23 protein-coding genes and 2 pseudogenes are annotated in these 25,124 nt (G+C 56.0%); 13 read left to right on the forward strand and 12 right to left on the reverse strand.

The genetic code is table 11. From position 1 onward, the window contains the following. Nucleotides 1–201 precede the first annotated feature (201 nt). Both cspE and ACUTSU_RS00405 read left to right on the forward strand, forming a co-directional pair. On the forward strand, nucleotides 202–414 hold the full coding sequence (gene cspE / locus ACUTSU_RS00400; protein ID WP_012006483.1) for a transcription antiterminator/RNA stability regulator CspE: 213 nt from the start codon (nucleotides 202–204) through the stop codon (nucleotides 412–414). A gap of 685 nt (nucleotides 415–1,099) precedes the next feature. Continuing rightward, nucleotides 1,100–1,855, forward strand: a complete 756-nt coding sequence (locus ACUTSU_RS00405) for an SDR family NAD(P)-dependent oxidoreductase (protein WP_445653613.1) — start codon at nucleotides 1,100–1,102, stop codon at nucleotides 1,853–1,855. Nucleotides 1,856–1,902: 47 nt separating this feature from the next. Here the strand turns inward: ACUTSU_RS00405 and ACUTSU_RS00410 are convergent, their stop codons facing one another. The 4 genes from ACUTSU_RS00410 to puuD are packed head-to-tail and all read right to left on the reverse strand — an operon-like array spanning nucleotide 1,903 to nucleotide 6,022. Then, the gene (locus ACUTSU_RS00410) at nucleotides 1,903–3,183 is read right to left on the reverse strand and encodes an NAD(P)/FAD-dependent oxidoreductase (protein ID WP_445650965.1); all 1,281 of its coding nucleotides are present in this window, start codon (nucleotides 3,181–3,183) and stop codon (nucleotides 1,903–1,905) included. A gap of 11 nt (nucleotides 3,184–3,194) precedes the next feature. Continuing rightward, nucleotides 3,195–4,691, reverse strand: coding sequence for an aldehyde dehydrogenase PuuC (gene puuC / locus ACUTSU_RS00415; protein ID WP_445653614.1), 1,497 nt, complete (start codon nucleotides 4,689–4,691; stop codon nucleotides 3,195–3,197). 15 nt (nucleotides 4,692–4,706) lie between these two features. Continuing rightward, a complete protein-coding gene (puuR, locus tag ACUTSU_RS00420) occupies nucleotides 4,707–5,264 on the reverse strand; it encodes an HTH-type transcriptional regulator PuuR (RefSeq protein WP_445650967.1) in 558 nt (185 codons plus the stop codon). After that, a complete protein-coding gene (puuD, locus tag ACUTSU_RS00425) occupies nucleotides 5,261–6,022 on the reverse strand; it encodes a gamma-glutamyl-gamma-aminobutyrate hydrolase (protein WP_445650968.1) in 762 nt (253 codons plus the stop codon). The genes puuR and puuD overlap by 4 nt, the downstream gene beginning before the upstream one ends. A gap of 239 nt (nucleotides 6,023–6,261) precedes the next feature. Here puuD and ACUTSU_RS00430 point away from each other — a divergent pair, with 239 nt between their 5' ends. The 5 genes from ACUTSU_RS00430 to ACUTSU_RS00450 all read left to right on the forward strand — a co-directional run bounded on the left by ACUTSU_RS00430 (nucleotide 6,262) and on the right by ACUTSU_RS00450 (nucleotide 12,113). Beyond that, entirely contained in the window at nucleotides 6,262–7,680 is a 1,419-nt protein-coding gene (locus ACUTSU_RS00430; RefSeq protein ID WP_445653615.1) for a glutamine synthetase family protein, read from the forward strand. A gap of 317 nt (nucleotides 7,681–7,997) precedes the next feature. Continuing rightward, the gene (locus ACUTSU_RS00435; RefSeq protein WP_445653616.1) at nucleotides 7,998–9,368 is read left to right on the forward strand and encodes an APC family permease; all 1,371 of its coding nucleotides are present in this window, start codon (nucleotides 7,998–8,000) and stop codon (nucleotides 9,366–9,368) included. Nucleotides 9,369–9,605: 237 nt separating this feature from the next. After that, nucleotides 9,606–10,499 carry an aromatic amino acid DMT transporter YddG gene (gene yddG / locus ACUTSU_RS00440; protein ID WP_445653617.1) on the forward strand — a complete coding sequence of 298 codons (894 nt, stop codon included), beginning with the start codon at nucleotides 9,606–9,608 and terminating at the stop codon, nucleotides 10,497–10,499. 72 nt (nucleotides 10,500–10,571) lie between these two features. After that, on the forward strand, nucleotides 10,572–10,844 hold the full coding sequence (locus ACUTSU_RS00445; protein WP_174352580.1) for a hypothetical protein: 273 nt from the start codon (nucleotides 10,572–10,574) through the stop codon (nucleotides 10,842–10,844). 387 nt (nucleotides 10,845–11,231) lie between these two features. After that, nucleotides 11,232–12,113, forward strand: coding sequence for a nucleoside-specific channel-forming protein Tsx (locus ACUTSU_RS00450; RefSeq protein WP_445650972.1), 882 nt, complete (start codon nucleotides 11,232–11,234; stop codon nucleotides 12,111–12,113). Between the two features lie 55 nt (nucleotides 12,114–12,168). On the opposite strand, the gene ACUTSU_RS00455 is transcribed toward ACUTSU_RS00450, so the two are convergent. Next, nucleotides 12,169–12,348, reverse strand: coding sequence for a hypothetical protein (locus ACUTSU_RS00455; RefSeq protein WP_041418544.1), 180 nt, complete (start codon nucleotides 12,346–12,348; stop codon nucleotides 12,169–12,171). Between the two features lie 460 nt (nucleotides 12,349–12,808). Between ACUTSU_RS00455 and ACUTSU_RS00460 the strand changes: the two genes are divergently transcribed. Continuing rightward, complete coding sequence (locus ACUTSU_RS00460) at nucleotides 12,809–13,279, forward strand: anti-virulence regulator CigR family protein (protein WP_445650973.1); 471 nt, start codon at nucleotides 12,809–12,811, stop codon at nucleotides 13,277–13,279. A 277-nt stretch (nucleotides 13,280–13,556) separates the two neighbouring features. Further along, a complete protein-coding gene (locus ACUTSU_RS00465) occupies nucleotides 13,557–14,087 on the forward strand; it encodes a chorismate mutase (protein WP_445650974.1) in 531 nt (176 codons plus the stop codon). Nucleotides 14,088–14,096: 9 nt separating this feature from the next. Here the strand turns inward: ACUTSU_RS00465 and ACUTSU_RS00470 are convergent, their stop codons facing one another. From ACUTSU_RS00470 to hutC, 4 genes are all read right to left on the reverse strand, one after another. Beyond that, complete coding sequence (locus ACUTSU_RS00470) at nucleotides 14,097–15,632, reverse strand: serine hydrolase domain-containing protein (RefSeq protein WP_445653618.1); 1,536 nt, start codon at nucleotides 15,630–15,632, stop codon at nucleotides 14,097–14,099. 272 nt (nucleotides 15,633–15,904) lie between these two features. Then, entirely contained in the window at nucleotides 15,905–16,708 is an 804-nt protein-coding gene (gene hutG / locus ACUTSU_RS00475; RefSeq protein WP_445650976.1) for an N-formylglutamate deformylase, read from the reverse strand. After that, on the reverse strand, nucleotides 16,705–17,928 hold the full coding sequence (gene hutI / locus ACUTSU_RS00480) for an imidazolonepropionase (protein ID WP_445653619.1): 1,224 nt from the start codon (nucleotides 17,926–17,928) through the stop codon (nucleotides 16,705–16,707). Before hutI ends, hutG begins: the two co-directional genes overlap by 4 nt. A gap of 158 nt (nucleotides 17,929–18,086) precedes the next feature. Next, nucleotides 18,087–18,842 (reverse strand): histidine utilization repressor, encoded by a 756-nt coding sequence (gene hutC / locus ACUTSU_RS00485; RefSeq protein WP_445653620.1) that lies wholly within the window; start codon nucleotides 18,840–18,842, stop codon nucleotides 18,087–18,089. A 177-nt stretch (nucleotides 18,843–19,019) separates the two neighbouring features. Between hutC and ACUTSU_RS00490 the strand changes: the two genes are divergently transcribed. The 3 genes and pseudogenes from ACUTSU_RS00490 to ACUTSU_RS00500 all read left to right on the forward strand — a co-directional run. After that, on the forward strand, nucleotides 19,020–20,390 hold the full coding sequence (locus ACUTSU_RS00490; RefSeq protein ID WP_445650979.1) for a formimidoylglutamate deiminase: 1,371 nt from the start codon (nucleotides 19,020–19,022) through the stop codon (nucleotides 20,388–20,390). Beyond that, on the forward strand, nucleotides 20,390–20,953 hold the full coding sequence (locus ACUTSU_RS00495) for a HutD/Ves family protein (protein ID WP_445651148.1): 564 nt from the start codon (nucleotides 20,390–20,392) through the stop codon (nucleotides 20,951–20,953). The genes ACUTSU_RS00490 and ACUTSU_RS00495 overlap by 1 nt, the downstream gene beginning before the upstream one ends. Nucleotides 20,954–21,019: 66 nt before the next feature. Further along, nucleotides 21,020–21,348 (forward strand): annotated as a pseudogene (locus ACUTSU_RS00500) (LacI family DNA-binding transcriptional regulator); the annotation flags it as partial. Nucleotides 21,349–21,387: 39 nt separating this feature from the next. Here ACUTSU_RS00500 and ACUTSU_RS00505 read toward each other — a convergent pair. Then, entirely contained in the window at nucleotides 21,388–22,698 is a 1,311-nt protein-coding gene (locus ACUTSU_RS00505) for an MFS transporter (RefSeq protein WP_445650980.1), read from the reverse strand. A gap of 134 nt (nucleotides 22,699–22,832) precedes the next feature. After that, entirely contained in the window at nucleotides 22,833–23,147 is a 315-nt protein-coding gene (locus ACUTSU_RS00510; RefSeq protein WP_445650981.1) for a DAPG hydrolase family protein, read from the reverse strand. Nucleotides 23,148–23,298: 151 nt separating this feature from the next. On the opposite strand from ACUTSU_RS00510, the pseudogene ACUTSU_RS00515 reads away from it, so the two are divergent. Beyond that, nucleotides 23,299–23,466, forward strand: a pseudogene (locus ACUTSU_RS00515) (TetR/AcrR family transcriptional regulator); the annotation flags it as partial. A gap of 16 nt (nucleotides 23,467–23,482) precedes the next feature. On the opposite strand, the gene pckA reads toward ACUTSU_RS00515, so the two are convergent. Beyond that, nucleotides 23,483–25,102, reverse strand: a complete 1,620-nt coding sequence (gene pckA, locus ACUTSU_RS00520) for a phosphoenolpyruvate carboxykinase (ATP) (protein ID WP_445653621.1) — start codon at nucleotides 25,100–25,102, stop codon at nucleotides 23,483–23,485. Nucleotides 25,103–25,124: the final 22 nt, after the last annotated feature.

Here is a 25,124-nt window from a genome sequence, read left to right on the forward strand (position 1 = left end):
AATCCCTCGTGTATAAATAGCGTCATCGGTTTGTAGTACAGACCTTATGAAAGCAGTTTTAGTAAAGCAGTTCTCAGTATTAGTGATATCCCATAGATACCTCTTCTTCCGCGAATTTCCTTCTCTAGTGCCCAAGTAAGTTTCCAATAAAAACAGACCTCAATCGCCTTATGGCGTCTCAAAAAAATAAAGGAAATATCTATGTCTACTAAAATGACTGGTTTGGTAAAATGGTTTGATGCAGGTAAAGGTTTTGGCTTTATCTCCCCGGCTGACGGCAGCAAAGACGTGTTCGTACACTTCTCCGCTATCCAGAGCAATGATTTCAAAACGCTTGATGAAGGTCAGCGCGTTGAATTCACTATCGAAAACGGTCAGAAGGGTCCTTCTGCCGGCAACGTAGTAGTTTTATAATTTATAGGTAGTGTTTTGTTTCTTACGATAGCGAAGATGGTAAAAACCGGAGCAGATAAGAAATAAAAGAATTACCTGAATAAACTCCGGGATTACCCGGAGTTTATCTAAAAATAATTATGCTTGGCGTATTTCAATAACCATAGGTTTCACTGACCATAGTTATTGGCAACAGAAAAAGAGATTGGCGTCGTAATAATAATAGCGGTCGCGATTGAGTCTATTTTCCTGTTGTGAAAAAGTTGTGCTTAGGCTGCGTAAGGTTGGAGTGTTGGACGGACGCTTACGCCATAACATGACAGTCGGGAAAGTGACCGACAAACATTGATGACCCTGGCCTGTGCCGGGGTTTTTTTATGCCTGCGGGCCGCCAAACGACGCTGCTGTCAGCATTTCTATAATCGTTGCTTATCGGTAAACGGTGATATAGGGCCGCCACTGAACTTATTGATTAATTATAATACAATAAGTAAATAGTCGTGAAGATGTATTTTTTTTTAGTCTCATCAATGAGTTGGCCTAATTCCGATAATGCCGGTCCTGACACATTGAATTTGCGGGAAATACCTCTTTTTGATTATAAAACCGCACGTTTTGACTGTCCCTCTCCGCCCATGAGTTTTATCCTCGGACTCAATCAGTATTTGTATGATTTATAAAAATACATTCACATGGAGGAGTTCTTATGCGTTTCGACAATAAAGTGGTCATCATCACCGGGGCAGGCAACGGGATGGGGGAAGCGGCGGCACGCCGATTTTCCGCTGAGGGCGCAACCGTGGTGCTGGCTGACTGGGCAAAGGAAGCGGTAGATAAAGTGGCGGCCTCGCTGCCGAAAGGCAAGGCACTGGCGGTGCATATCGACGTTTCTGACCACGTCGCGGTTGAAAAAATGATGAACGAAGTCGCGAAGAAATTGGGTCGCATCGACGTATTGTTAAACAATGCCGGTGTGCATGTGGCGGGTAGCGTGCTGGAAACCAGCGTAGCTGACTGGCGTCGCATCGCCGGGGTCGATATCGACGGCGTGGTGTTTTGCTCCAAGTTTGCCATGCCGTATCTGCTGAAAACCAAAGGCTGCATCGTTAACACCGCTTCGGTTTCTGGCCTGGGCGGCGACTGGGGCGCGGCATACTACTGCGCAGCCAAAGGGGCGGTGGTAAACCTGACGCGTGCCATGGCGCTGGATCACGGCGGTGACGGCGTGCGGGTGAACTCGGTGTGCCCGAGTCTGGTAAAAACCAATATGACCAATGGCTGGCCGCAGGAGATCCGCGACAAATTCAACGAACGCATTGCTTTGGGCCGAGCGGCAGAGCCGGAAGAAGTGGCAGCGGTGATGGCGTTTCTGGCCAGTGACGACGCCAGCTTTATCAACGGTGCCAATATCCCGGTTGACGGTGGGGCGACCGCCTCAGACGGCCAACCGAAGATTGTTTAAGCGGTAATCATCAGGCCCGACGAAGCTAAACGCCGGGCCTGCAAGCTTTACACCCCGATCCGATCGCGCAGGGTGTAGTAGGCTGCACCAATGGCGGTAAACGGAATTTGCAGGTTGCGACCGCCGAAGAACGGCAGGTGCGGCAGCTTGGCAAAGGCGTCGAAACGTTCCGCATCGCCCTGCAATAACTCGGCAATCAATTTACCCGCCAGATGGGTACAGGTCACGCCGTGGCCGCTGTAACCCTGCATGTAATAGATATTATTTTCCAGTCGGCCGAACTGCGGCATACGCGACAGCGTCAGCAGGAAATTACCGGTCCAGCGGTAGTCGATATTCACCCCTTTCAACTGTGGGAAGGTTTTCAGCAGTTTGGGGCGGATCAGATTGTCGATATCGTCCGGATCGCGAGCACCGTACACCACGCCACCGCCGTACAGCAGGCGGTTATCACCGGTAATGCGGTAATAATCCAGCAGATAGTTACAGTCTTCGACGCAGTAATTTTGTGGGATCAGCGACTGCGCCACTTCCGGTGCCAGCGGCTCGGTGGCCACCACCTGGGTGCCGCACGGCATGCTGCGTTTGGCCAGTCTTGGCTCCAGCTTATCGCCCAGATAAGCATTACCGGCCACGATCACATAGCGCGCCTTCACCTGCCCATTGGCGGTACTGACGATAGCCGGTTCGCCGTGGCGGATGTTGGTCACGGCCGATTGTTCGAAGATCCGCCCACCCTGCAGGCGAATGGCTTCGGCTTCTCCGAGAGCCAGATTCAATGGATGAATATGACCACCGCTATGATCCAGCAGCGCGCCGATGTAGCGCTCGCTGTTGACCTCTTGACGAATGCGCCCAGCATCCAGCAGTTCAAGTTGAGTATTACCGTAGCGTTCCCAGTTCTGCTTCTGCTCGATCAACGCGTGGTATTGCCGGTTGTTCAGGGCGGCGAAGATGCCGCCGGGGCGATAGTCACATTCGATGGCGTACCTTTGGATACGGCTGCGAATGATCTCTGCGCCTTCAAACATCATACTGCCGAGAACGCGGGCGCTTTCTGCTCCATAGCGTTGTTCAATCACGTCAATATCGCGACTGTAAGAGTTGACCAGTTGGCCGCCATTACGGCCGCTGGCACCGAAACCGATGCGCGCAGACTCCAGCAGCACCACGTTATAGCCGGCTTCCACCAGAAACAGTGCGGAAGACAGACCGGTGTAGCCACCGCCGACGATGCAGACGTCGCATTCAATAGAATCATTCAACTGCGGGTAGGGGGCGTGGCCGTTGGCCGAGGCCGCATAATAGCTTTTCACATGTTCAGTCATGATATCTGCCCTTATTCCAGCGAAATCCAGGTGGTTTTCAGTTCGGTGAATTTTTCCAGCGCGTGCAGCGATTTGTCGCGACCGTTACCGCTTTGCTTGTAGCCGCCAAAGGGGACCGTCATATCGCCGTCGTTGTAGTTATTGACGAATACCGTACCGGCTTTTAACTGGCGTGCCAGTCGGTGAGCGCGGGACAGGTCACGTGTCCAGATGGCGGCGCCCAGACCGTAGTCGCTGTCGTTGGCCAACTGCATCGCCTGCTGTTCACCGTTAAAACGGGTGACGGCCAATACCGGGCCGAAAATCTCGTCACGCGCCACGCTCATGGTGTTATCCACCTGGGTCAGAATGGTCGGGCCGAGGTAGCCGACATGGCCGTTCTGTGGGTGTTCGCGGCCGTCGAGGAACAGGTTGGCACCCTGGCTCAGGCCCTGTTCGATGTAGTCGGCCACTTTCTCGCAGTGACCCTGATCGATCAGCGTACCCATCATCGTCGCCGGATCGAGCGGATCGCCTGGGGTGAAGGCTGCCGCATGTCGTCGTAGCGCCTGTAAGAACGCCTGCTGAATACTCTCTTCCACCAGCAATCGGGTGCCGGCAATGCACACCTGTCCCTGATTATAGAAGATGCCGGCGGCGGCACTCTGAGCGGCCTTGTCCAGATCCGGGCAGTCGGCAAAGATGATATTGGCGCTCTTGCCTCCGGCCTCCAGCCACACCCGTTTCATATTGGATTGGCCGGCGTAAATCATCAGTTGTTTGGCGACCTGGGTGGATCCGGTAAAGGTCAGGGCGTCGACGTCGTTGTGCAGCGCCAGCGCCTTGCCGGCGTCAAAGCCGTAGCCTGGAACAATATTCAGCACGCCGTCCGGCAATCCGGCCTGTTGGGCCAGCTTGCCCAGATAGATGGCGGTCAACGGAGATTTTTCAGAGGGCTTAAGGATCACGCTGTTGCCGGTGGCCAGCGCCGGGCCGAGTTTCCAACAGGCCAATAACAGCGGGAAGTTCCACGGCACGATGGCGCCAATTACGCCGATAGGCTCTCGTTCAATCAGCGCCAGCGCATCACCGCCGGTAGGGGCGATTTCGCCATAAACCTTGTCGACTGCTTCGGCATACCAGCGCAGGCAGCGGATTGCCCCCGGCACGTCGTCGCGTAGGCTGTGACGGATCGGTTTGCCGGTATCGAGCGTTTCCAGCAGCGCCAGTTCTTCCTGGTGCTGTTCCATCAGGTTCGCCAACTGCAGCAAAGTGGCTTTGCGCTGCGCCGGAGCCGCTCTGGACCAGTCGCCGCGATCAAACACTTCACGCGCTGCGCTGACCGCCAAATCAATATCGACGCTGCTACCCCGTGCCACTTGGGTCAACTCGCGTTGCCCGGCAGGATCCTCCACGGCAAAGGTTTGGCCTTCAGTGGCCTGCTGATAGCGGCCATTGATAAACAGTCGGTTCTCAATTTTCAGGGCTTGCGCCCGATGTTGCCAATACTGCAAATGGTGGAAGTCCATACCTTGCTCCGTTGATCAGAATGTCGTCGGCGTATGGGCGCTGATAATCCGGCAAATCCGCGCCGACGTGTTGCTGAAACTGTGGGGAATGCCGGTGTTGATGGCGTAGCTCTGGCCAGCCGACAGGTGATAGGTCTGCCCGTTGACCTGCAGTAACACTTCGCCTTCCAGCAGGGTGCCGATCTCTTCCCCCTGATGCTTGATACGTTCGCCGGTGGTGGTACCCGGTTCATAGGTTTCGATCATCATCGCCAGGGTGCGATTAGGGTCGCCGTTGTGGATCAATTTCATCGAGACCCCCTGGCTGCCAATCTCAATCAGATCCTGGTTGTCGATAACAATCTGTGGTTCATCCGGTATTTCCGGTTCGGCGAAAAACGCCGACAGTGACAGCCCGTACACCGTCAGCAGCTTTTGTAAGGTGCTGATGGCCGGGCTGACCTTGTCCTGCTCGATTGTGCTGATGGCGCTATGGGTTAATCCTGACAGTTCGGCCACTCGGCGCTGCGACAATCCCAATTGCAGGCGGATTTGCGACAGGCGTTTTCCCGGTGCCAAGCTGACATTGCTCATGGGCGTTTTTCCTTTTGATAGTTCCGGCAGGCGTTAATGAACCCCTCAAACAGCAGGCGTGACAGGGCGTACTCCTCGCTGTTCCATTCCGGGTGCCATTGCACTCCCAACGCGAAAGGCTGGTCGCGCAGGCTGATGGCCTCCACCAACCCATCGGCGGCATGGGCCTCAATGCGTACGCCGGGGCCAAGGGTTTTTGCCCCCTGGCCATGCAGTGAGTTCACCCAGAATCGGTTGCAATCCGGTATCAGTTGCGAGAGCAAGCCGCCTTCCTGAACGATGACTTCGTGGGCGGGGGCATATTGTTGTTCCAACGGCAGGTCGTGATCTTCACGGTGCTCGAGCAGTTCGGGTAATTCAAACAACCGACGGTGCAGGGTGCCCTGACTGGCGACCACCATTTCTTGCATACCGCGGCAAATGGCGAAAAGGGGAATGCGCCTGTCGAGCGAGTGGCGGATCAGCGCCAGGCTCAATTCATCTCGCCCGGGATCGGCGTCAGGCTCATCGCCGTTTTCACCATAAAGGTGCGGCTGCACATTACTGGGGCTGCCTGGCAGCACAATACCGTCGAGGTGCTCCAGCAATTCTTCCAGCAGTTTCGGCTCCGCCAGCGCGTGTGGCAGGGCGATTGGCAACCCTCCTGCAGCGACTACGGCATTTAGGTACTTTTCTTGCAAGGTCTGAGTGAGGTGCCCGTTTAACCTATACCTGCACATTACTACGCCGACCACCGGCCTGTTAAATATATTGCCCATACTGTCCCCTTGGTATGTTCGAAATTATGAACGATAAGCTTCTCCACTGCCATTTTCGTTCAATATTTTATAAATCTAGCAGTCAAATGGGCAATATTCAAACTCAAATTAACACTTGCAAAACAATTTTGTTGCATCTATGTTTCATTGGTGGGCATTATATTGAGCAAGATGGTCAAAAAACATCGACGGCAATAAGTGTGAGAACCACAGACAAAAACATACATGGCGGGTGAATCATGCAGACCAACATAGTAGAAGTGGAAAACTTTGTTCAGCATCATGAAGAAAAGCGAAGTAGCGCGTTCCAGCGTGAAGTGAAGAACTACCTGGATCGTTATCCATTAACTCAGCACGTTGATGTTCTGCTGACCGACATTAACGGCAGCTTCCGCGGCAAACGTATTCCGGTCGCTGGGTTGAGCAAGCTGGAGAAGGGCTGTTACTTCCCGGCGTCGGTGTTTGCGATGGATATTCTCGGCAACGTGGTGGAGGAAGCTGGACTGGGGCAGGAACTGGGGGAGCCGGACCATATCTGCGTGCCGGTACTGGGCACCCTGACGCCGTCGGCGGCGGACCCGCAATATATCGGCCAGGTGTTGCTCACCATGCTCGATGAAGATGGTACTCCCTTTGACGTTGAACCGCGCAATGTGCTGAACCGAGTGTGGCAGCGTTTGCGTCAGCGCGGGCTATCCCCCGTAGTAGCGGTAGAGTTGGAGTTCTATCTCATCGATCGACAGCGCGATTCGGAAGGCTATCTGCAGCCGCCGTGTGCGCCGGGCACCCAGGAGCGCAATACCCAAAGCCAGGTCTACTCGGTCGATAATCTTAACCATTTTGCCGACGTGCTGAGCGAGATTGACGAATTGGCGCGCATGCAGGGCCTGCCGGCCGACGGCGCGGTGGCAGAGGCTTCACCCGGTCAGTTTGAAGTCAACCTGCATCATACCGACAATGTCCTGCAGGCCTGTGACCATGCCCTGGCGTTAAAACGCCTGATCCGCATGGTGGCAGAGAACCACAACATGCAGGCCACCTTTATGGCCAAGCCCTACGAAGAGCACGCCGGTAGCGGCATGCACGTTCATATCAGCATGCTGGACCGGCAGGGCAACAACGTACTGGTTGATGACGACGGTGAAGACTCCGCGCTGCTGAAACAGGCGCTGGCCGGGATGATTGCCCTGATGCCTTCTTCTATTGCGTTGCTGGCACCGAACGTTAATGCCTACCGCCGTTTCCAGCCGGGCATGTACGTGCCGACCCAGGCGTCCTGGGGTCATAACAACCGCACCGTGGCACTGCGCATTCCCTGCGGCGATCGCGACAGTCATCGCGTGGAGTATCGCGTAGCCGGTGCTGATGCCAACCCTTATCTGGTGATGGCAACCATTCTGGCAGGTATTGTCTACGGCCTGGAAACCACGCTACCGCTGCAAGAGCCGGTGACCGGCAACGGGCTGGAGCAGGAGGGGCTGCCGTTCCCGATCCGCCAAAGCGATGCGCTGTATGAATTTGAGCATCAGCCGGTACTGAATGCACTGCTGGGTGAAAGGTTCAGCCATGTTTACCTGGCTTGTAAAACCGATGAACTGGTGCAGTTTGAGCGCCTGATCACCGAAACCGAAATCGAGTGGATGCTGAAAAACGCCTGACCCGCTCGACGCCAATCCTACCGCGCGCGTATGGCGCATTCCGCCGGCTATCCTGTGGCCTGCGATGCTGCGCGCTGCGGTAAAGCATTGCTTCCACTTTGGCGTACAGGACGCCGGCGAGGAAATAACCATGACAGCCATAACTGTTTCATCCGTCTGCGCAGGTATCTGCCTGTGCCGCGGTGAATACGGGCCAGCCGCTGGCCGAGTTTTATTGTCTTTACATCGCACCTCCCGCCGCCTGAGCAGCAGTTTCCCCGCGGCCTCTCTGAATGACGCTAAACGGTTACCAGCAGAGGACAACGAGGGGAAGAGCCATGACGACTAATGTGACTGACGTTAATGAGGCGGCCAAGCCGCAACTGCGCAAAAGCCTGAAGCTGTGGCAGGTGGTGATGATGGGGCTGGCCTATCTGACACCAATGACGGTGTTCGACACCTTCGGCATCGTTTCCGGCCTGACCGATGGCCATGTACCGGCCTCCTATCTGCTGGCGTTGGCCGGCGTGCTGTTTACCGCCATCAGCTACGGCAAGCTGGTGCGCCAATTCCCGACCGCCGGTTCGGCCTACACCTATGCGCAGAAAGCCATTAATCCGCATGTCGGTTTTTTGGTGGGCTGGTCTTCACTGCTCGATTATCTGTTCCTGCCGATGATCAATACCCTGTTGGCGAAGATATACCTGACTGCACTGTTCCCTGAAGTGCCCCCGTGGATATGGGTTGTGGGTTTTGTGATTATTATTACCGCCATCAACCTGAAAAGCGTCAATCTGGTGGCCAACTTCAATACCCTGTTCGTACTGGCCCAGGTGGCGATCATTGTGGTATTTATCTACCTGGTGGTACGTGGCCTGCACAACGGTGAAGGGCTGGGGACGGTGTGGAGCCTGCAACCCTTCGTCAGCGAAAATGCGCATTTACTGCCGATTATCACCGGCGCCACCATCTTGTGTTTCTCGTTCCTTGGTTTTGATGCGGTAACCACGCTGTGTGAAGAAACGCCCGATGCCGCCAGGGTGATCCCGCGTGCTATCTTCCTGACCGCGCTGTATGGCGGGGTGATCTTCATCAGCGTCTCATTCTTTATCCAACTGTTTTTCCCTTCCATTCAGCGCTTTCATCAGCCGGATGCGGCACTGCCGGAAATCGCGCTGTACGTGGGCGGCAAGCTGTTCCAATCGATTTTCCTGTGCGTCACCTTTATCAACACCCTGGCCTCGGGCCTGGCGTCGCATGCCAGCGTTTCACGGCTGTTGTATGTGATGGGGCGCGATAACGTGTTCCCGGAAAAATATTTCGGCTATATCCACCCGAAATGGCGCACGCCATCACTCAACGTGTTGCTGGTGGGGCTGGTAGCCCTGTCCGCGCTGTCGTTCGACCTGGTCACGGCGACCGCATTGATCAACTTCGGTGCGTTGGTGGCTTTCACCTTCGTTAACCTGTCGGTGATCAGTCATTTCTATATTCGCGAGGGGCGGAACAAGAGCTGGAAGGATCGCTTCAACTATCTGTTCCTGCCATTGGTCGGGGCGTTAACGGTCGGTGTGTTGTGGTTAAACCTGGAAAAAAGCTCGCTGACCATGGGGCTGATCTGGGCGGTTATGGGCTTTGGTTACCTGGCGTATCTCACCCGGCGTTTCCGCCAGCCGCCACCGCAGCTGGAGCGACAACCGCAGCAATAACTGAGTCAGGCGGGTTTTCCCGCCTTAGTTTGATGGCAAACACCCGAAAAACGTGGTTTTCGGATGTTTGGGGTAAATCAGAAGACATAATCCTTTGTTTTTATTAGCCCTTAAAACGGGACTTTAACCGCAAAGAACTTTGTCAGCAGTCTGAGGCGGGTTTTCCCGCCTTTCTTTTTTGTCCGTCGGACAGTAGAGTGAAAATACTGATAAAAAATAACCGATTGGATCACCTCGATGTCTTCACTCCCCGTTTCGTATAAAGCCACTTTGCTCGGTCTGCTGGCGATCCTGTTGTGGAGCAGCGTGGTTGGTCTGATCCGCAGCGTCAGCGAAGGGTTGGGGCCTATTGGCGGTGCCGCGATGATTTACAGCGTCAGCGCGGTTTTTCTGCTGTTGGCGCTCCGGCTACCCCATCTTCGCCATTTTCCACGCGCCTACCTGATCTTCGGCAGTCTGCTGTTTGTCAGCTATGAGATCTGTCTGTCGCTGTCGTTGGGCTATGCCAACACCCGCCTGCAGGCCATAGAAGTAGGGATGATCAACTACCTTTGGCCCTGTTTCACCGTACTGATGGCGCTGGTGTTTAACGGACAAAAGGCCAAATGGTGGCTGTTGCCTGGATTATTACTGTCATTGTTCGGAATCGGTTGGATCATGAGTGGTGAGGGCGGCTGGTCGCCAGTGCAAATGCTGGCAAACGTACGCAGTAATCCATTGAGTTATTCGTTGGCCTTTGGTGGCGCGATAATTTGGGCGTTATATTGCAACCTGACCAAGAGAATTGCCCAGGGCCATAACGGCGTGGTGCTGTTTATTACCCTGACCGCCGTTGCGCTGTGGGTGAAATACGCCTTTAGCCACGAGAGCGGCATGCAGTTCTCGCTGCCGGTGACCCTGACGTTACTCTGTGCTGGCATGGCGATGGGAGCGGGGTACGCGGCGTGGAATGTGGGTATTTTACACGGCAATATGACGCTGTTGGCGACGGTATCCTATTTCACTCCGGTGCTGTCGGCGGTATTTGCCGCACTGGTATTGAATACCGCACTGACCGCCAGTTTCTGGCAGGGCGTGGTAATGGTGACTCTGGGATCGTTAATCTGTTGGTGGGCAACCCGAGGAAACTAACGGAAATGATCCGCCGGTTGCCCAATGTTGAACTAGAATCTAACTAGCAGACAAACATGAAGGAACATAAAAATGAGAGACGATATCCAATTTATTCAGCAGCCAGAGATTGACGGTGGAAGTTATATGCGCGGTGATACCGTGCGCCTGACTACTGCCAATCTGCGCCATGAATATCAGCTTGATGTCAGCATTCTGCGCCGGGAAGACAAGCTGATTTATGGTTCGGTGATCGCCGCCGCGCCGAAGGTGGATATCCCGCCCAAAGAGTGGGAGATCCAGCCGGGGCAAGAGGTGGTGTTCCGTAAGGAAAATATCGCCAAGGCGATACCTTCAATTAGCTGAATCCTGGCAAGAGTTCCTCCGTTTTCCTCAGCAGTATTCCCAAGAAAAGCCGGCGCTAAAAACGCCGGCTTTTTCATTTCTGCGACAGACCCGGTTACTTTTTTGTGCTGAGCACAATTGGCACAGAAACTGCTTAAAAAATCACCGTGCATGACAAAAATCACAGCGATCGTGAATTTTCATGAAACATAATTTGACAAGTGTTAACGCAATCGATTACCTATTCGCGAAATACATAACTGGATCACAGATTCTTACACCCGGTGATTTCTATAATGCGCGCGTCGCCCAAGAAGCTTGTAAGCGGAGGCAACGCCAGGTGTCGTCAGACTCATTGTCATCTTTTCTAACGGGCAGGAAATGGCCCTTTAAGCATGTGGTAATAAAATGAAAAAAATAGCTCTCGCAGCAGGTGTCCTGCTCGCAGCGTCTTACAGTGCATCATCAATGGCGGATAGCAAAGACAGCCAATACGTCTCGGATTGGTGGCACCAGAGCGTTAACGTGGTAGGCAGTTACCACACACGTTTCGGACCTCAGTTGAACAACGACGTCTACCTGGAGTACGAAGCCTTCGCTAAAAAAGATTGGTTTGATTTCTATGGCTACGTCGATGTGCCTAAATTCTTCGGCGTTGGCAACACCCCGGATCGTGGTATCTGGGACAAGGGCTCACCGATGTTTATGGAGATCGAACCTCGTTTCTCTATCGACAAACTGACCGGTACCGATCTGAGCTTTGGTCCATTCAAAGAGTGGTACTTCGCCAACAACTACATCTATGACCTGGGCCACAACACCGACGGCCGTCAGAACACCTGGTACATGGGTCTGGGCACCGATATCGAAACCGGCCTGCCAATGAGCCTGTCGATGAACATCTATGCCAAATACCAGTGGGAAAACTACCAGGCTGCCAACGAAAACAGCTGGGATGGCTACCGCTTCAAGGTGAAATACTTTGTGCCGCTGACTCAACTGTGGGGCGGCAATCTGAGCTATATCGGCTTCACCAACTTTGACTTTGGTTCCGATCTGGGCAAAGACAGCAACTGGACCGACGGCACTGGCAAACAGGTTCGCACCAGCAACTCGATCGCTTCCAGCCATATTCTGGCGCTGAACTACGATCACTGGCACTACTCCTTCGTGGCTCGTTATTTCCATAACGGTGGCCAATGGCAGGATGGGGCAGATATTGGTACTCCACAGGGGCCAATCAAATCTACCGGCTGGGGTTACTACCTGGTTGCCGGTTATAACTTCTGATTTTCCGTGGTATCAGAAACAGAAAACCCCGCTTTGGCGGGGTTTTTTTTCGTCATCACTGCACTTGTTCAGCGGGCAAATGTCGCACCGGCATAAATAATCGTCCTTTGATTACGTGGCATTCATTATCAATCCAACTGATGATTTGTTCACGACTCACGCCTTCAGATTGCGCGTAGCGGTGAAGATCGCCATTAAAGTGCTGCGTGATATATTCCATGAGGGTCATTTGCATGTCTTTTGCTCCTGAACGCCCACCCGTTGCCAACTGGCCACCGCGGGAGGTTAAGGTTTCTCAGACGCTGAATTTAAAGTATTGGCAACCAAATCTCAACAAAAAGCACTGTATCGGTGCATCTGATGTCTAATTATGGGGAAAAAGAATCCCGCACTGAGCGGCGGGAAGTCGTCCGAATTATCATTCTGGATGATAATAAATGATTTGAGGTGCGACGAAAAAGAGCAAGCTAACTCTTTTTTGTGACACTGCCAAACTACGACAAGGCTTATTTTTCTGCAAGAAAAATCTGGGCTGAAATTTCGGTTTTACCGAATTGTTTTGCGTTGGAATAATATTTGGCAAGATTGCCTGCCAAAGGTCTCTAAATGGGATCGAACTCTCAGAGTTTTCCGTATGCTTTATGTGGGAAATTAGGTTTATAGTGACGTTAATAACCCATGCAGGAAGTGAAATCATGAGCAAACGTCGTACTACTCTCACAGTGCTGGCGCTGATTGTTTCGATGGGCCTGTCATCCGCCCCGGCCTTGGCCGAGAAAGGGGGCAACGGTAATGGTCATGGCAACAGCGGTAATCATGGCAACAGCGGTAATCATGGTAATAGCGGTAATCATGGCAATAAAGCCAAAGGCAACGAGAGTGACCAGGGGCTGGTTTCCGTCAGTATTTCCCGCGATCGTGCACGATCACTGGCACGAAACTATGGTTTGACCGGCTACCGCTCTTTGCCGCCGGGGATTGCAAAAAATCTGGCGCGCGGCAAGCCGCTGCCTCCGGGTATCGCCAAGAAAATGGTGCCATCATCTATGTTGCGCGATCTGCCTTACTACCCGGGCTATGAATGGCGTATTGCCGGTGACGATCTGGTGCTGGTGGCGTTGAGTACCGCCCTGGTGGCCTCGGTGATCAACGGCGTATTTAACTAAGTTACGCTTTCCGTTTTAAAGCCTCGCTTCGGCGAGGCTTTAAGGTTGCTGACAAAGCAGGAAAAAACGTGGTTTTTCCTGCTTTGTGGTGATCAGCCGAAAATCAATAAATTGATTTTCCTTATTTTTATTTATCGACATCTACTCGCTCTGGGCAAGAGTGAGGTTTGTCATCAGTCTAAAGCCTCGCTTCGGCGAGGCTTTTTTATTTGCCTGAAGAGCAGAGAACGTGGTGAACTCATTTCCCGGTTATTTTCGAGAAGATAAGGGAATTGTCATGTTCAGGACGTTATTGATTGCCTGCTGCTTGGTCAGCTTTTCAGCGCTGGCGGACGGTGGTGCGGCGCTCGGCGAGCTGGTTAATCAGCGGCTGGCTTATATGAAAGACGTTGCCGGTTACAAGGCGCAGCAGCATTTGCCGATCGAGGATTTGGCGCAGGAGTCTAAAGTGTTGGTCAGTACGCAGGCTGAGGCAGAACGCCTGGGATTGGATCTGCTTTCGGTGCGGCCATTTATCATGGCGCAAATGGATGCCGCTAAGGCAATTCAGTACCGTTTCCGCGCAGACTGGCTGGCACAACCGGAAAATGACTGGCAGCCGCGCCCGCTTGATAGCGTGCGGCCACAAATAGCCGAACTCAGCAGCCGCATTTTACAGCGGCTGGCGCAGCGGTTGAAAACCGGCCCGCTGACCGAAGCGGCCCGTAACAGTTTCATCCAGGCTTTAACGCAGAGCAATCTCAGCGAGGCCGATAAGCAGCGGATGTTTACCGCATTACTGGCCGTTCGGGCCGGCAAACCGGGGTGAACACCAGGATTAATCGCTACCAGCACCGCTACGCTGAAAAGTCAGCACCCGGCTGCGATTGGCGATCAAGTCCACGCTGTAACCGCGAAAATACAGGCAAAAGCGTTTCGGCCACGGGCCGTCGCTGCTTTCGACCAGCATGCGGCCCTGACCCAGTGAGCTGATAATGCCGTACTGCGCTGCGGGGCCAACGCCGATGTGTACCTGGTCCCCGCAAATTTCAAAGACAGTGCGGTATTGCGGGTGATACCACAAGCCCTGCACGTGTTTTAGACACTCGCGGTTGGCCGTCACCGGCAGAAAACGGCGTTCCACGTGGCAGACTTCCCCCTCAACCGCTTCACCGGTCCATTTCAGCCGCATCGGCATATGGGCGGAAAGCGAGACCGCATAGCCGTCATCGGCCTGATAGAGCGGTTCATCGCTCCCCATATAAGCGACATTGCCGTCCTTCACTTCCAGCCAGTAGGGAGCGGCCACCGTGGTGTAAATGCCATCGGGAATGGCGCTGCTGCGTTGCGGCAGTGTTGCGCCCAGTAGGGCAGCCATCACTTGTAATGCCATGCCGAAACTATCGCAGTCCTCGCGGTTAGCCACCAGAGCGACACCGGCTTGACGACCGGGTGCCAGTAGAAAATAGGTTTTGTAACCGGCGTGGGAACCACCGTGTCCCAGTAGACGATGTTTGCCGAGCGAGGTTTGCGCCAGTCCTAACCCGTAAGCGCTGAGTTGGCCCTGATTGAGATGACGCGGGGCGCTCAATTGCGCCAGCACGCCACGCCCCGGCCCCCGATCGGCCAGCAGTGTTTGCAACCAGCGAGTGAGGGCATTGGCGCTGCCGGTCAGACTGCCGGAGGCGGAGAGATGCAGGCCGGCACTGGCCAGTTGCCAACCCTGTTTTGAACGCCAATAACCGGGGGTTAACCCCGGCACTACGTCAAACCAGCTCTCTGGCGCCCGTAATTGCACTTTTAGCGGCTGGGCGATGTGTTGCTGCACCAGTTGGTCAAAGTGATACCCTTTGGCTTGCAGCGCCGCCTCTACCAATCGGTAGCCGGTATTGGTATAGGTTATTTCGCTGCCGGCTGGATAGTTCAGCCCGCCAAGCCCCTGAAGGAAATGCATTACCGGTTGGGCTTCGCTACGGGCATGTACAGAGATGCCCAGCAGCCCGAGGGTTTCACGCACGTCAGGTAGCCCACTGGTCATGTCCAGCGCCTGGCCGACAGTAATGTCCGCAAGCGGGGCCTGTAGCTCAGGCAGTAAGTCGCCAAGCCGGTCGTCCAGGTTCAGGGCGTTGTCGGTGGCGTTCAGCACCAGCGCGGCAAAAATATGTTTGGTTACCGAAGCGTAACGCACCACGCTGTCGGCGGTAAAAGCTGTGTTTTGTGCCAGATCGGCCAGACCGGCGCTAATACACGCCTGTGTCTGCGCTGCGTCGAACAGGGTAATGGTGCCACCGGGCTCGCCGTTGTGCTGCCAGTCAGCCAGCAGCCGTTCGGCGACTACCTGTGCGGTGCGCCAATTTAGTGGGATTTCAGACATACATCGCCTCCAGAGAGAGTTCCTGACTTGTGCCTCAGTGGGCTTTTCGCCAGATTGTCGCGTACCGCGAAATCCCTGTGCCGCTGTTTTGTGCGCTGTTCCGACCAGATAGGCAGATTTTCGGTCAAAACTGCGATGCAGTACGCAAATCGAAATGACAGCAGAAAAGAAGGCAAGATGTACGCCACAAAATTAGCGGACTAATGAGGGGATTTCGGCAGGCGTGGCGATGACGGGGCGGTGGCACTGCCCCGTATCGCGAAAGAACAGGCCTAGCGGGACTGGCCGCCCCAGGCAAGCAGGCTGTCGATCATTTGTTTCAGCAGGCGTTGCAGTGAGGCGGCACGCTGCGGGTCAAAGGCAAAGGGGTACTGCTCGGACATGTAGTTCACCTGCGCCAACTCCAGTTGGATCGCATGCTGCTGCTGGTGCGGTTGGCCATAAGCGCGGGTGATATAACCCCCCTTGAAGCGGCCGTTAAGCACGTGGGTGAATTGCTGTTGTTGTTCACAACAGGCAACCAGACGATCGCTCAGCGCCGGGGCACAGCTTTCACCGCCGTTGGTGCCCAGATTGAGATCCGGCAGTTTGCCGTCGAATAAACGTGGGATCACCGAGGCGATAGAGTGCGCATCAAACAGCAACGCGTAGCCGTGTTTAGCCTTTAACCGCGCCAGTTCGTCTTGCAGTTGCTGGTGGTACGGCTGCCAGATCTGCTGCAGATAGCCGGCCCGTTCCTGGTCAGAAGGCGCCTTACCCGGTAGAAAGCTTGGGCGGCCGTCAAACAGCACGTCCGGGTACAGGCCGGTGGTGGCGGTAGTATACAGCGGTTTATCGTCCGCCGGCCGGTTCAGGTCAATGACAAAGCGCGAGTAATTGCCGACCAACACGCTGGCACCCATCGTACGGGCAAAGTCATATAACTGTGGGATATGCCAGTCGGTGTCGGGCAGCGGCCGTGCATCCTCGGTTAAACCGGCCTCAACCGCTGGAGTGAGCCGGGTCCCTGCGTGGGGAATGCTGATCAGCAGCGGCAGGCTGCCAGCGTGGAAATCAAAAGGATCGCGAATGGTCATTGACGTACTTCTCCTCGGAAAATCACCGTGCAGGGCAGTTGTCCACCCAACCAATAAGCCAGTTCAGCCGGTCGCGACAGCGGCCAGTGTATAAAGTCGGCCACCTTGCCGGTTTCCAGCGTACCGTGGCTCGCCTGCAGGCCGAGCGCTTTCGCCGCATGGGTCGTTACGCCCGCCAGAGCTTCTTCCGGCGTCAGGCGGAACAACGTGCAGGCCATGTTGAGCATCAGGCGCAGCGACAAGGCTGGAGAGGTGCCAGGGTTGGCGTCGCTGGCAATCGCCATCGGCACGTTGTGTTTACGGAATAAATCAACCGGTGGGCATTGGGTTTCGCGCAGCAGGTAGTAAGCGCCCGGTAGCAGCACCGCAACGGTACCGGCGTCGCCCATCGCCCGGGCATCCTGCTCGGTGGCATATTCAAGATGATCGGCGGAAAGCGCATGGTGTTGCGCCGCCAATTCGCTGCCTCCCAGAGCGGAAAGCTGTTCGGCGTGCAGTTTCACCGGCAGTCCGGCGGCCTCTGCGGCGGCAAATACTCGCGCCACCTGTGCCGGTGAGAACGCCAGATGTTCACAAAAGGCGTCAACCGCGTCAGCCAGCCCGGCAGCGGCAGCCTGAGGAATAATGGTGTTGCACACCAAATCGATATAGTCGTCGGCCCGGCTGGCATATTCCGGCGGCAGTGCGTGCGCCGCCAGGCAGGTGGTTTTCACCTCAACCGGCAGCAGTTCGCCTAGTCGACGCGCCACGCGCAGCATTTTCAGTTCGCTTTCCGGCGTCAGTCCATAACCGGATTTGATCTCCACACAGGTCACGCCTTCTGCCAGCAGAGGGCGTAGCCGGAACAGAGCCTGTTCCAGCAGCCGTTCTTCATCGGCATCGCGGGTGGCCTTGACCGTGGAAATGATGCCGCCGCCTTGAGCTGCGATCTCGGCATAGCTCACGCCGTTCAGGCGCTGTTCGAACTCTGCGCTGCGGTTGCCGCCGAACACCAGGTGGGTGTGGCAGTCGATAAAGCCCGGCGTGATGATGCCGCCGTCGAATTTTACTCTTTCATCTGCGGTCAGTGTCGCCGGCAGCGCGTCATATTCGCCCAGCCAGACAATTTTGCCGTCACGCGTGGCGATCGCGCCGTTGCTGAGGGTGTGATACTTGCCGTCGCGCATGGTGACGATGTCTGCCCCGTACCACAGGCTGTCGCAGTGAGTCTCAGAAGTCATGGCTTTTCTCCGCCGGAGCCTTGGCTCCCACATGGTTGTATATACAATTAAAAACAACCTAGCGCATTCATTGAGTTGTCACAAGAGGCGGGATAAAAATTTGTTATCGGGATGTGATCGTTGTGGAAGAACGGGTGCCAAAGCAGCACCCGCAGGACTCAGACTTCGCTGGTGAAACGGCCAAACAGTTGATAGCGGCTGCCGGGGTACAGCAGGCGAGCCGAGGTCACGACGGTTTTGCCGGACCAGGTACGGCGATGGATCAGCAGGCCGGGCTCGTGGTCTTCCAGTTGCAGCAGTTGACGCTCATGGTGGGTTGGCACCACGGCTTCCACGATGTGCTCGCCTGCGGTCAGCGGAGCGGCCTGCGTCAGGTAGATATAAGGCGTGACGCGATCGAAATCCTGCAGCATGTAGTCGGGGGCTATCAGGGGATTGACGCAGCGGTCTTCCACCTGCACCGGCAGGTCGTTTTCATAATGCACGATCTGCGAATAAAACAGCTGTTGGCCGGGTTGAATGCCAAGCGCCAGCGCTTCTTCTTCACTGGCCGCACGGGCCTTTAACTGCAGGATCTTGCTACTGTGGCGGTGCCCTCGGGCGACGATTTCGTCGGCGATGTTATGCACTTCCAGCAGGGCAGTGTGCGCTTTGGCTTCGGCGACAAAGGTCCCCACGCCCTGCATGCGGATCAGGAAACCTTCGGTGGTCAGTTCGCGCAGCGCACGGTTGATGGTCATGCGACTGACGCCAAGTTCGGCCACCAGTTCACTTTCCGAGGGCACGCGTTGGTGCGGTAACCAGTGGCCGGCACGGATTTGGTTTACGATCGCCTGCTTGACCCGTTGATAGATCGGGGCGGGGGTATCGCTCATGGCAGCAGCCAGTTGCAGCACGGTCTGTTGATCAACCAAGACGTTAACCTCGTCAAATAAAAAAATAATAACACCAGTTTACTGTTGGTGTCGGCGTATGTATATGTATATACAACTAAGGGCTGGTTCGCCGCAGCAATGCGATGGGCCAGTGCATTTTTCGGATGCGTGATTATCGCGCGTTATTAGTCTTTACACTAACAGTGGAATTCTGCCATGCCTGCTTATTTTGCCTCACGCGCTCTGCTTCCTGAAGGCTGGGCGCATAACGTTCGGTTGGACGTTAATGCGCAAGGTCACCTCACCCAGGTGACTGCCGATGCCGATCCTGAAGGCTGCACCCGACTGCACGGCGACATAGTGCCGGGTATGCCGAACCTTCACTCTCACGCCTTTCAGCGTGCGATGGCCGGGCTGGCGGAGGTGGCGGGTAATCCGCAGGACAGTTTCTGGACCTGGCGCGATCTGATGTATCGCCTGGTACAGCGGCTGACGCCGGAGCAAGTCGAGGTTATTGCCCGTCAACTGTATATCGAAATGCTCAAGGGCGGATACACCCAGGTGGCCGAATTCCACTACCTGCATCACGACGCCGACGGTAAGCCTTACGCCGATCGCGGTGAAATGACCGGCCGCCTCAGCGATGCCGCGCATCAAGCTGGCATCGGCATGACGATGCTGCCGGTGCTGTACAGCTACGCCGGGTTCGGCGGTCAGCCCGCCCAGCCGGGGCAGAAACGTTTTATCCAGGATACCGAAAGCTATTTGCACCAGCAGCAGGTGATTGCCCGCCAGCTGGCGGATCGTCCGTTGCAGAATCAGGGGCTGTGCTTCCATTCGCTGCGTGCGGTGGAGCTGGGCCAGATGCAGCAGATTTTGGCTGCGTCGGATCGCACTTTGCCGGTGCATATTCATATCGCCGAGCAGCAAAAAGAGGTGAACGACTGCCTGGCGTGGAGCGGTCGCCGTCCGGTAGCCTGGTTGTATGAGCACCTGCCGGTGGATAGCCGCTGGTGTCTGGTGCACGCGACTCATCTTGATCGCGACGAGCTCGAGCAGTTGGCGCGCAGCAAGGCGGTGGCGGGCCTGTGCCTGACCACCGAGGCCAATTTGGGCGACGGTATTTTCCCCGGTGACGCCTATCTGCAGCATCAGGGCCGTTGGGGCATTGGTTCCGACAGCCATGTGTCGCTCAACGTGGTAGAGGAGCTGCGCTGGTTCGAATACGGTCAGCGTCTGCGTGACCAGCGTCGTAACCGCCTGACCACGCCGGAGCAGCCTGCGGTGGCTGACGTGCTTTACCAGCAAGCTTTGCAGGGTGGGGCGCAGGCCTGTGGCGCCCCGATCGGTCGTTTGCAAAGCGGCTACCGAGCCGACTGGCTGGTGCTGGACGGTGACGATCCTTACCTGGCCGCCGCGCCGGATGCCTCCATTCTCAATCGCTGGTTGTTTGCAGGAGGTAAAGAACAAATTCGCGATGTGTTTGTTGGCGGTCGTCAGGTGATCGACCAAGGGCGTCACGCGTTACAACAACAGAGCAGCACCGAGTTCTTGCAGGTGCTGAAAACCTTCCAGCAGGAGGCATGATGAGCCTGACGCGTTTTGATTTTGCTGCGCTGCCGGTCACGCCGTGGCGCAATGGCGGCGGGGAAACCCGCGAGATTGCCTGCTGGCCGCCGGGGGCTCAGGATTTTGACTGGCGCGCCAGCATTGCCACCATTGCGCAGGACGGTCCGTTTTCGGCGTTCAGCGGTATAGATCGCTCTATCACGCTGTTGGAAGGTGACGGTGTCCTCCTGTTCAGCGAAGGGCAGATTGAACATCACCTGTCACAGATCGGTGAGCCGTTCGCTTTCTCCGGCGATGTGGCACTGCAGGCGACCTTACTGGGGGGCTGCAGCCAGGATTTCAATATTATGACCCGGCGCGGACGTTGGGCGGCCAGAGTGCAGCGGGTGACGGCGGCGACCACGCTGCCGGAACAACATGCGGGCGTGTTGTACGTGTTGCAGGGCAGTTGGGTACTTAGTGACGGTGTCACTTTGGTGGTGCGCGAAGGCGGTTGGTGGGCGGCGGATGAGCACTGCGGCTCGCTGACGCCGCTGACGGAGGATAGCGTTATTCTGTGGGCCGACATCACACCTGTCTAAAGCGGGCTAGAGTCCGGCCTAAGTTGTGGGATTATCTGGTTTTCTATCCGACACAGAGAAGGGCGCATGGCCTCGCTGAAAGACGTTGCCAAACTTGCCGGGGTATCGTTAATGACGCTATCCCGCGCTATCCCGCGCTATCAACGAGCCCAACAAGCTGCGGCCGGACACCTATCAACGCGTTAAGCTGGCAATTGACCAACTCGATTACGTGCCCGATCTCGCGGCGCGACGTATTCGCGGCGACAGCAGCCGGGTGCAAACCCTCGGTGTGCTGGTGCTGGATACCGCTCCCCCCCCCTTTCTCGGTGGACATGATCCTGTCGATTGAGAAAACCGCACGTGAACACAGCTGGAACAGCTTTGTAGTCAACTTGTTTGCCGATGAGAGTGCGGTGTAGGGAAAACAGGGCGCTCAGGGCGCCCGACAGGGTTTAACGTTCGTTAAGCGAACGCAGATGATCGTCGCGTCGCAGGGTCATCAGCGCGAACAGGCTAACTACTGAGGTGGCCACCACGTAGTAGGCCGGGATATCGAGGTTGCCGGTCTGCTTGATAAGCCCGGTGATGATTAACCCGGCGGAACCTGAGAACACCGCATTGGACAGTGAGTAGGCCAGCCCCAGACCGGTATAACGCACCTGGGTGGGGAACATTTCTGCCAACATGGCCGGGCCGGGACCGGCCAGCAAGCCGACCACTGCACCGGCAATCATCACCGCGATACCTTTGGTCAGCAATGAACTTTGCGGGTCCTGCAACAGGTGCAGCAGTGGGAAGGTAAACAGAATAACCGCCACCACTGCCGTCAGCATTACCGTTTTGCGCCCCAATTTATCGCTGAGGATACCGGCGGGCAAAATGGTCAGAGCGAAACCGACATTGGCCAGAACAGTGGCAACCAGCGCCTGCTGGAAGGTGGCGTGCAGCGAGGTTTGCAGGTAGGAGGGCATGACGACCAAAAAGGTGTAACCGGCGGCGGACCAGCCCATCATGCGGCCAATGCCCAGAGCAATGGTTTTTGCTACGCCGCTCAGTTTTACCGCCGGTGGCTGCGACGTCGAGTTACGGGTTTGCTGTGCCTGGGTAAAGGTCGGCGTTTCCTGCAGTTTCAACCGCAGCCACAATGCCACCGCACCCATCGGCAGTGCCAGCAGGAAGGGAATGCGCCAGCCCCAATCGTGCAGCTGTTCCGGCGTCAATAACGCGGCCAATAACGCCACCAACCCGGCACCGGCCAGCAGCCCGAACGCGACGGTCAGTGATTGCCAGGCGCCGAACAGGCCGCGCTTGCCCTTGGGCGCGAACTCGGTCATCAGCGACACCGCGCCGCCGAACTCCCCGCCGGCAAACAGCCCCTGGAACATGCGCAACAGGGTCAGCAGCAGCGGGGCGGCAACGCCAATAGAGGCATAGGTGGGCATCACGCCGATCAGCGCCGTGGCAACCGTCATCAGCAGCAATACCGCGATCAGAGTCGGTCGGCGACCAATGCGATCGCCGATGCGACCGAAAATCACCGCGCCGAGCGGGCGACAGAAGAAAGCCAGTGCAAAGGCGGCGTAGGTCAGGATCAGGCTGGTGATTTCGCTTTCGCCCTGCAGGCTGAAAAAGTTGGTGGCGATTACGGTGGCGAGAAAACCGTAAACGCCGAATTCATACCACTCGATAAAGTTACCGACCGATCCGGCCAGTAATGCCTGCCGTGACTGACGTGCGTTAATCACCCTCTCTTGTGTGTCCATCCCCATTCCCCTGTGTTTGAATTATTGTCAGTCAGTTCTAAATTCTTATGACAAAACAATCAATTATTTTCAGCGGGAACTGTGAAGGGGGATCACCAGGGTAAGGGGGCCGGTTCATGGCCGTTTTCGGCGTATTACAGCGAGGGCAGGAATTGCGACAAATAACTGAATTCGTTGTAGCAGTGGCGCATCAGGTTGAAGTCCACCTTATCGGGCAGTTCTTCATGAGCATTGACACAGGATTTCCCCAACAGGAAGCGGCTGCGCAGTACGCAACCGTATGGGGTATCGCGTGCCAGGTGCAGCATTTCGCCGTCACGTGGATCGCCATTGTCATCCAGCGCCACCTGCTCGCCAAAGCCGATGCGGACACATATCGCGGCAGACAATGCCTGATCTTCGCGGGCCCTGTTGCAACGGTTGTGCGGCGAAGAAGTCTTCTGCTGCATGAAACTTGAGTCGAGCAGGCACCGGCGGCAGCTCCGCCAGCCATTCTACCGCGTTGATGCTGGCACCCAGGTAGCACCGTGGATTCGGTGGCGAAGCGAGCCGGAACGGCCAAGAAAACCCTGTATCGATTTGCCGACAACCGCGATGCGCTGGCTGCGCGAGCTCGATTGCGCGCAGACCAGCGATCTGTTGTTGGCGATGGTGATGGCCGAACCTTTACGTCAAATGGCGCTGGGATTGCTGCCGCCGGGCAGCGATATCGATAATCGCATTACGGCGGCATTGGACCTGGTTTTACCGGGGTTGCTCCGGTCTTAACTCCCCCCTTTCAGTCTTAGAGTTTGGGACCGGCGCTGACCAGCTTTTCACCCGCCGGCGTCACGGTGTATTTGGCAAAGTTATCGATAAAGCGCTGCGCCAGATCCTGCGCTTTCTCTTGCCACAGAGATTCGTCGGCATAGGTTTTGCGCGGATCGAGAATCGACGGAGCAACCCCCGGCAGCGCGGTCGGGATTTCCAGGCCAAAGATCGGCAGGGTAAAAGTTTCGGCATGTTCAATCTCACCGTTTAAAATGGCGTCGATGATGCCGCGCGTATCTTTGATCGAGATACGTTTGCCGCTGCCGTTCCAACCGGTATTCACCAGATAGGCCTGCGCTCCGGCCGCTTTCATGCGTTTCACCAGCACTTCGGCGTACTGCGTCGGGTGAAGCGTCAGGAACGCGGCGCCGAAGCAGGCGGAGAAGGTCGGCGTCGGGGCGGTGATGCCGCGCTCGGTGCCGGCCAGCTTGGCGGTGAAGCCGGACAGGAAGTGGTACTGGGTCTGCTCAGGCGTTAGGCGTGAGACCGGCGGCAGTACGCCGAAGGCGTCGGCGGTCAGGAAGATGATCTTGCGCGCATGGCCGGCTTTGGACACCGGTTTGACGATGTTCTCAATGTGATAAATCGGATAGGAGACGCGGGTGTTCTCGGTTTTGCTGGCGTCGTCGAAGTCGATGCAGCCGTCGGCCAGCACGGTAACGTTTTCCAGCAGCGCATCGCGGCGGATCGCCTGATAGATTTCCGGCTCCGCCTGCGGCGACAGCTTGATGGTCTTGGCGTAGCAGCCACCTTCAAAATTGAACACGCCGTCGTCGTCCCAGCCGTGCTCGTCATCGCCGATCAGCTGGCGCTTCGGATCGGTGGAGAGGGTGGTTTTGCCGGTGCCGGACAGGCCGAAGAACACCGCCACGTCGCCTTGCTCGCCGACGTTAGCCGAGCAGTGCATCGAGGCAATACCCTGCAACGGCAGCAGGTAGTTCATGATCGAGAACAGGCCTTTCTTCATCTCGCCGCCGTACCAGGTGCCGCCGATCAGTTGGATACGCTCGGTCAGGTTAAAGGCAACGAAGTTTTCTGAATGCAGCCCCTGCTGTTGCCAGTCCGGGTTGGTGCATTTGGCCCCGTTCATCACCACGAAGTCCGGTTCGAAATTCTGCAGTTCTTCATCTGTTGGGCGGATAAACATGTTTTTGACAAAGTGCGCCTGCCAGGCCACTTCGGTAATGAAGCGAACCTTCAGGCGAGTGTCGGCATTGGCGCCGCAGAAGGCGTCCACCACAAACAGACGCTTGCCGGAAAGCTGGTTACCCACCAGCTTTTTCAGATGCTGCCAGACTTCTGGCGACAGCGGTTGGTTATCGTTTTTGCCGGTGCCGCTATCGGACCACCAGACGGTATCGCGCGTGGTGTCGTCACGTACGATGTATTTATCTTTCGGTGAACGGCCGGTGAATTCACCGGTATCGACGTTGACCGCACCCAGCTGGGTCAGCGTACCGCGTTCCAGTACCGGCAGGTCGGCACAGGTTTCTTCGGTAAACAGTTGCTCGTAGCTTGGATTATGGACGATTTCGGTAGCCTGATGGATGCCGTAACGGGCCAGTGCTTGTGGGGTAATCGCGATTGAAGACATATCCTACTTCCTTATTAGTTCT

It is taken from the genome of Serratia sp. NA_13 (assembly GCF_052691735.1).

Excerpts from the sequence above, each read along its gene's own strand:
- cspE (WP_012006483.1), top strand. The coding sequence starts at position 202 with ATGTCTACTAAAATGACTGGTTTGGTAAAATGGTTTGATGCAGGTAAA.
- ACUTSU_RS00405 (WP_445653613.1), top strand. The coding sequence starts at position 1,100 with ATGCGTTTCGACAATAAAGTGGTCATCATCACCGGGGCAGGCAACGGG.
- ACUTSU_RS00410 (WP_445650965.1), bottom strand. The coding sequence starts at position 3,183 with ATGACTGAACATGTGAAAAGCTATTATGCGGCCTCGGCCAACGGCCAC.
- puuC (WP_445653614.1), bottom strand. The coding sequence starts at position 4,691 with ATGGACTTCCACCATTTGCAGTATTGGCAACATCGGGCGCAAGCCCTG.
- puuR (WP_445650967.1), bottom strand. The coding sequence starts at position 5,264 with ATGAGCAATGTCAGCTTGGCACCGGGAAAACGCCTGTCGCAAATCCGC.
- puuD (WP_445650968.1), bottom strand. The coding sequence starts at position 6,022 with ATGGGCAATATATTTAACAGGCCGGTGGTCGGCGTAGTAATGTGCAGG.
- ACUTSU_RS00430 (WP_445653615.1), top strand. The coding sequence starts at position 6,262 with ATGCAGACCAACATAGTAGAAGTGGAAAACTTTGTTCAGCATCATGAA.
- ACUTSU_RS00435 (WP_445653616.1), top strand. The coding sequence starts at position 7,998 with ATGACGACTAATGTGACTGACGTTAATGAGGCGGCCAAGCCGCAACTG.
- yddG (WP_445653617.1), top strand. The coding sequence starts at position 9,606 with ATGTCTTCACTCCCCGTTTCGTATAAAGCCACTTTGCTCGGTCTGCTG.
- ACUTSU_RS00445 (WP_174352580.1), top strand. The coding sequence starts at position 10,572 with ATGAGAGACGATATCCAATTTATTCAGCAGCCAGAGATTGACGGTGGA.
- ACUTSU_RS00450 (WP_445650972.1), top strand. The coding sequence starts at position 11,232 with ATGAAAAAAATAGCTCTCGCAGCAGGTGTCCTGCTCGCAGCGTCTTAC.
- ACUTSU_RS00455 (WP_041418544.1), bottom strand. The coding sequence starts at position 12,348 with ATGCAAATGACCCTCATGGAATATATCACGCAGCACTTTAATGGCGAT.
- ACUTSU_RS00460 (WP_445650973.1), top strand. The coding sequence starts at position 12,809 with ATGAGCAAACGTCGTACTACTCTCACAGTGCTGGCGCTGATTGTTTCG.
- ACUTSU_RS00465 (WP_445650974.1), top strand. The coding sequence starts at position 13,557 with ATGTTCAGGACGTTATTGATTGCCTGCTGCTTGGTCAGCTTTTCAGCG.
- ACUTSU_RS00470 (WP_445653618.1), bottom strand. The coding sequence starts at position 15,632 with ATGTCTGAAATCCCACTAAATTGGCGCACCGCACAGGTAGTCGCCGAA.
- hutG (WP_445650976.1), bottom strand. The coding sequence starts at position 16,708 with ATGACCATTCGCGATCCTTTTGATTTCCACGCTGGCAGCCTGCCGCTG.
- hutI (WP_445653619.1), bottom strand. The coding sequence starts at position 17,928 with ATGACTTCTGAGACTCACTGCGACAGCCTGTGGTACGGGGCAGACATC.
- ACUTSU_RS00490 (WP_445650979.1), top strand. The coding sequence starts at position 19,020 with ATGCCTGCTTATTTTGCCTCACGCGCTCTGCTTCCTGAAGGCTGGGCG.
- ACUTSU_RS00495 (WP_445651148.1), top strand. The coding sequence starts at position 20,390 with ATGAGCCTGACGCGTTTTGATTTTGCTGCGCTGCCGGTCACGCCGTGG.
- ACUTSU_RS00505 (WP_445650980.1), bottom strand. The coding sequence starts at position 22,698 with ATGGACACACAAGAGAGGGTGATTAACGCACGTCAGTCACGGCAGGCA.
- ACUTSU_RS00510 (WP_445650981.1), bottom strand. The coding sequence starts at position 23,147 with ATGCAGCAGAAGACTTCTTCGCCGCACAACCGTTGCAACAGGGCCCGC.
- pckA (WP_445653621.1), bottom strand. The coding sequence starts at position 25,102 with ATGTCTTCAATCGCGATTACCCCACAAGCACTGGCCCGTTACGGCATC.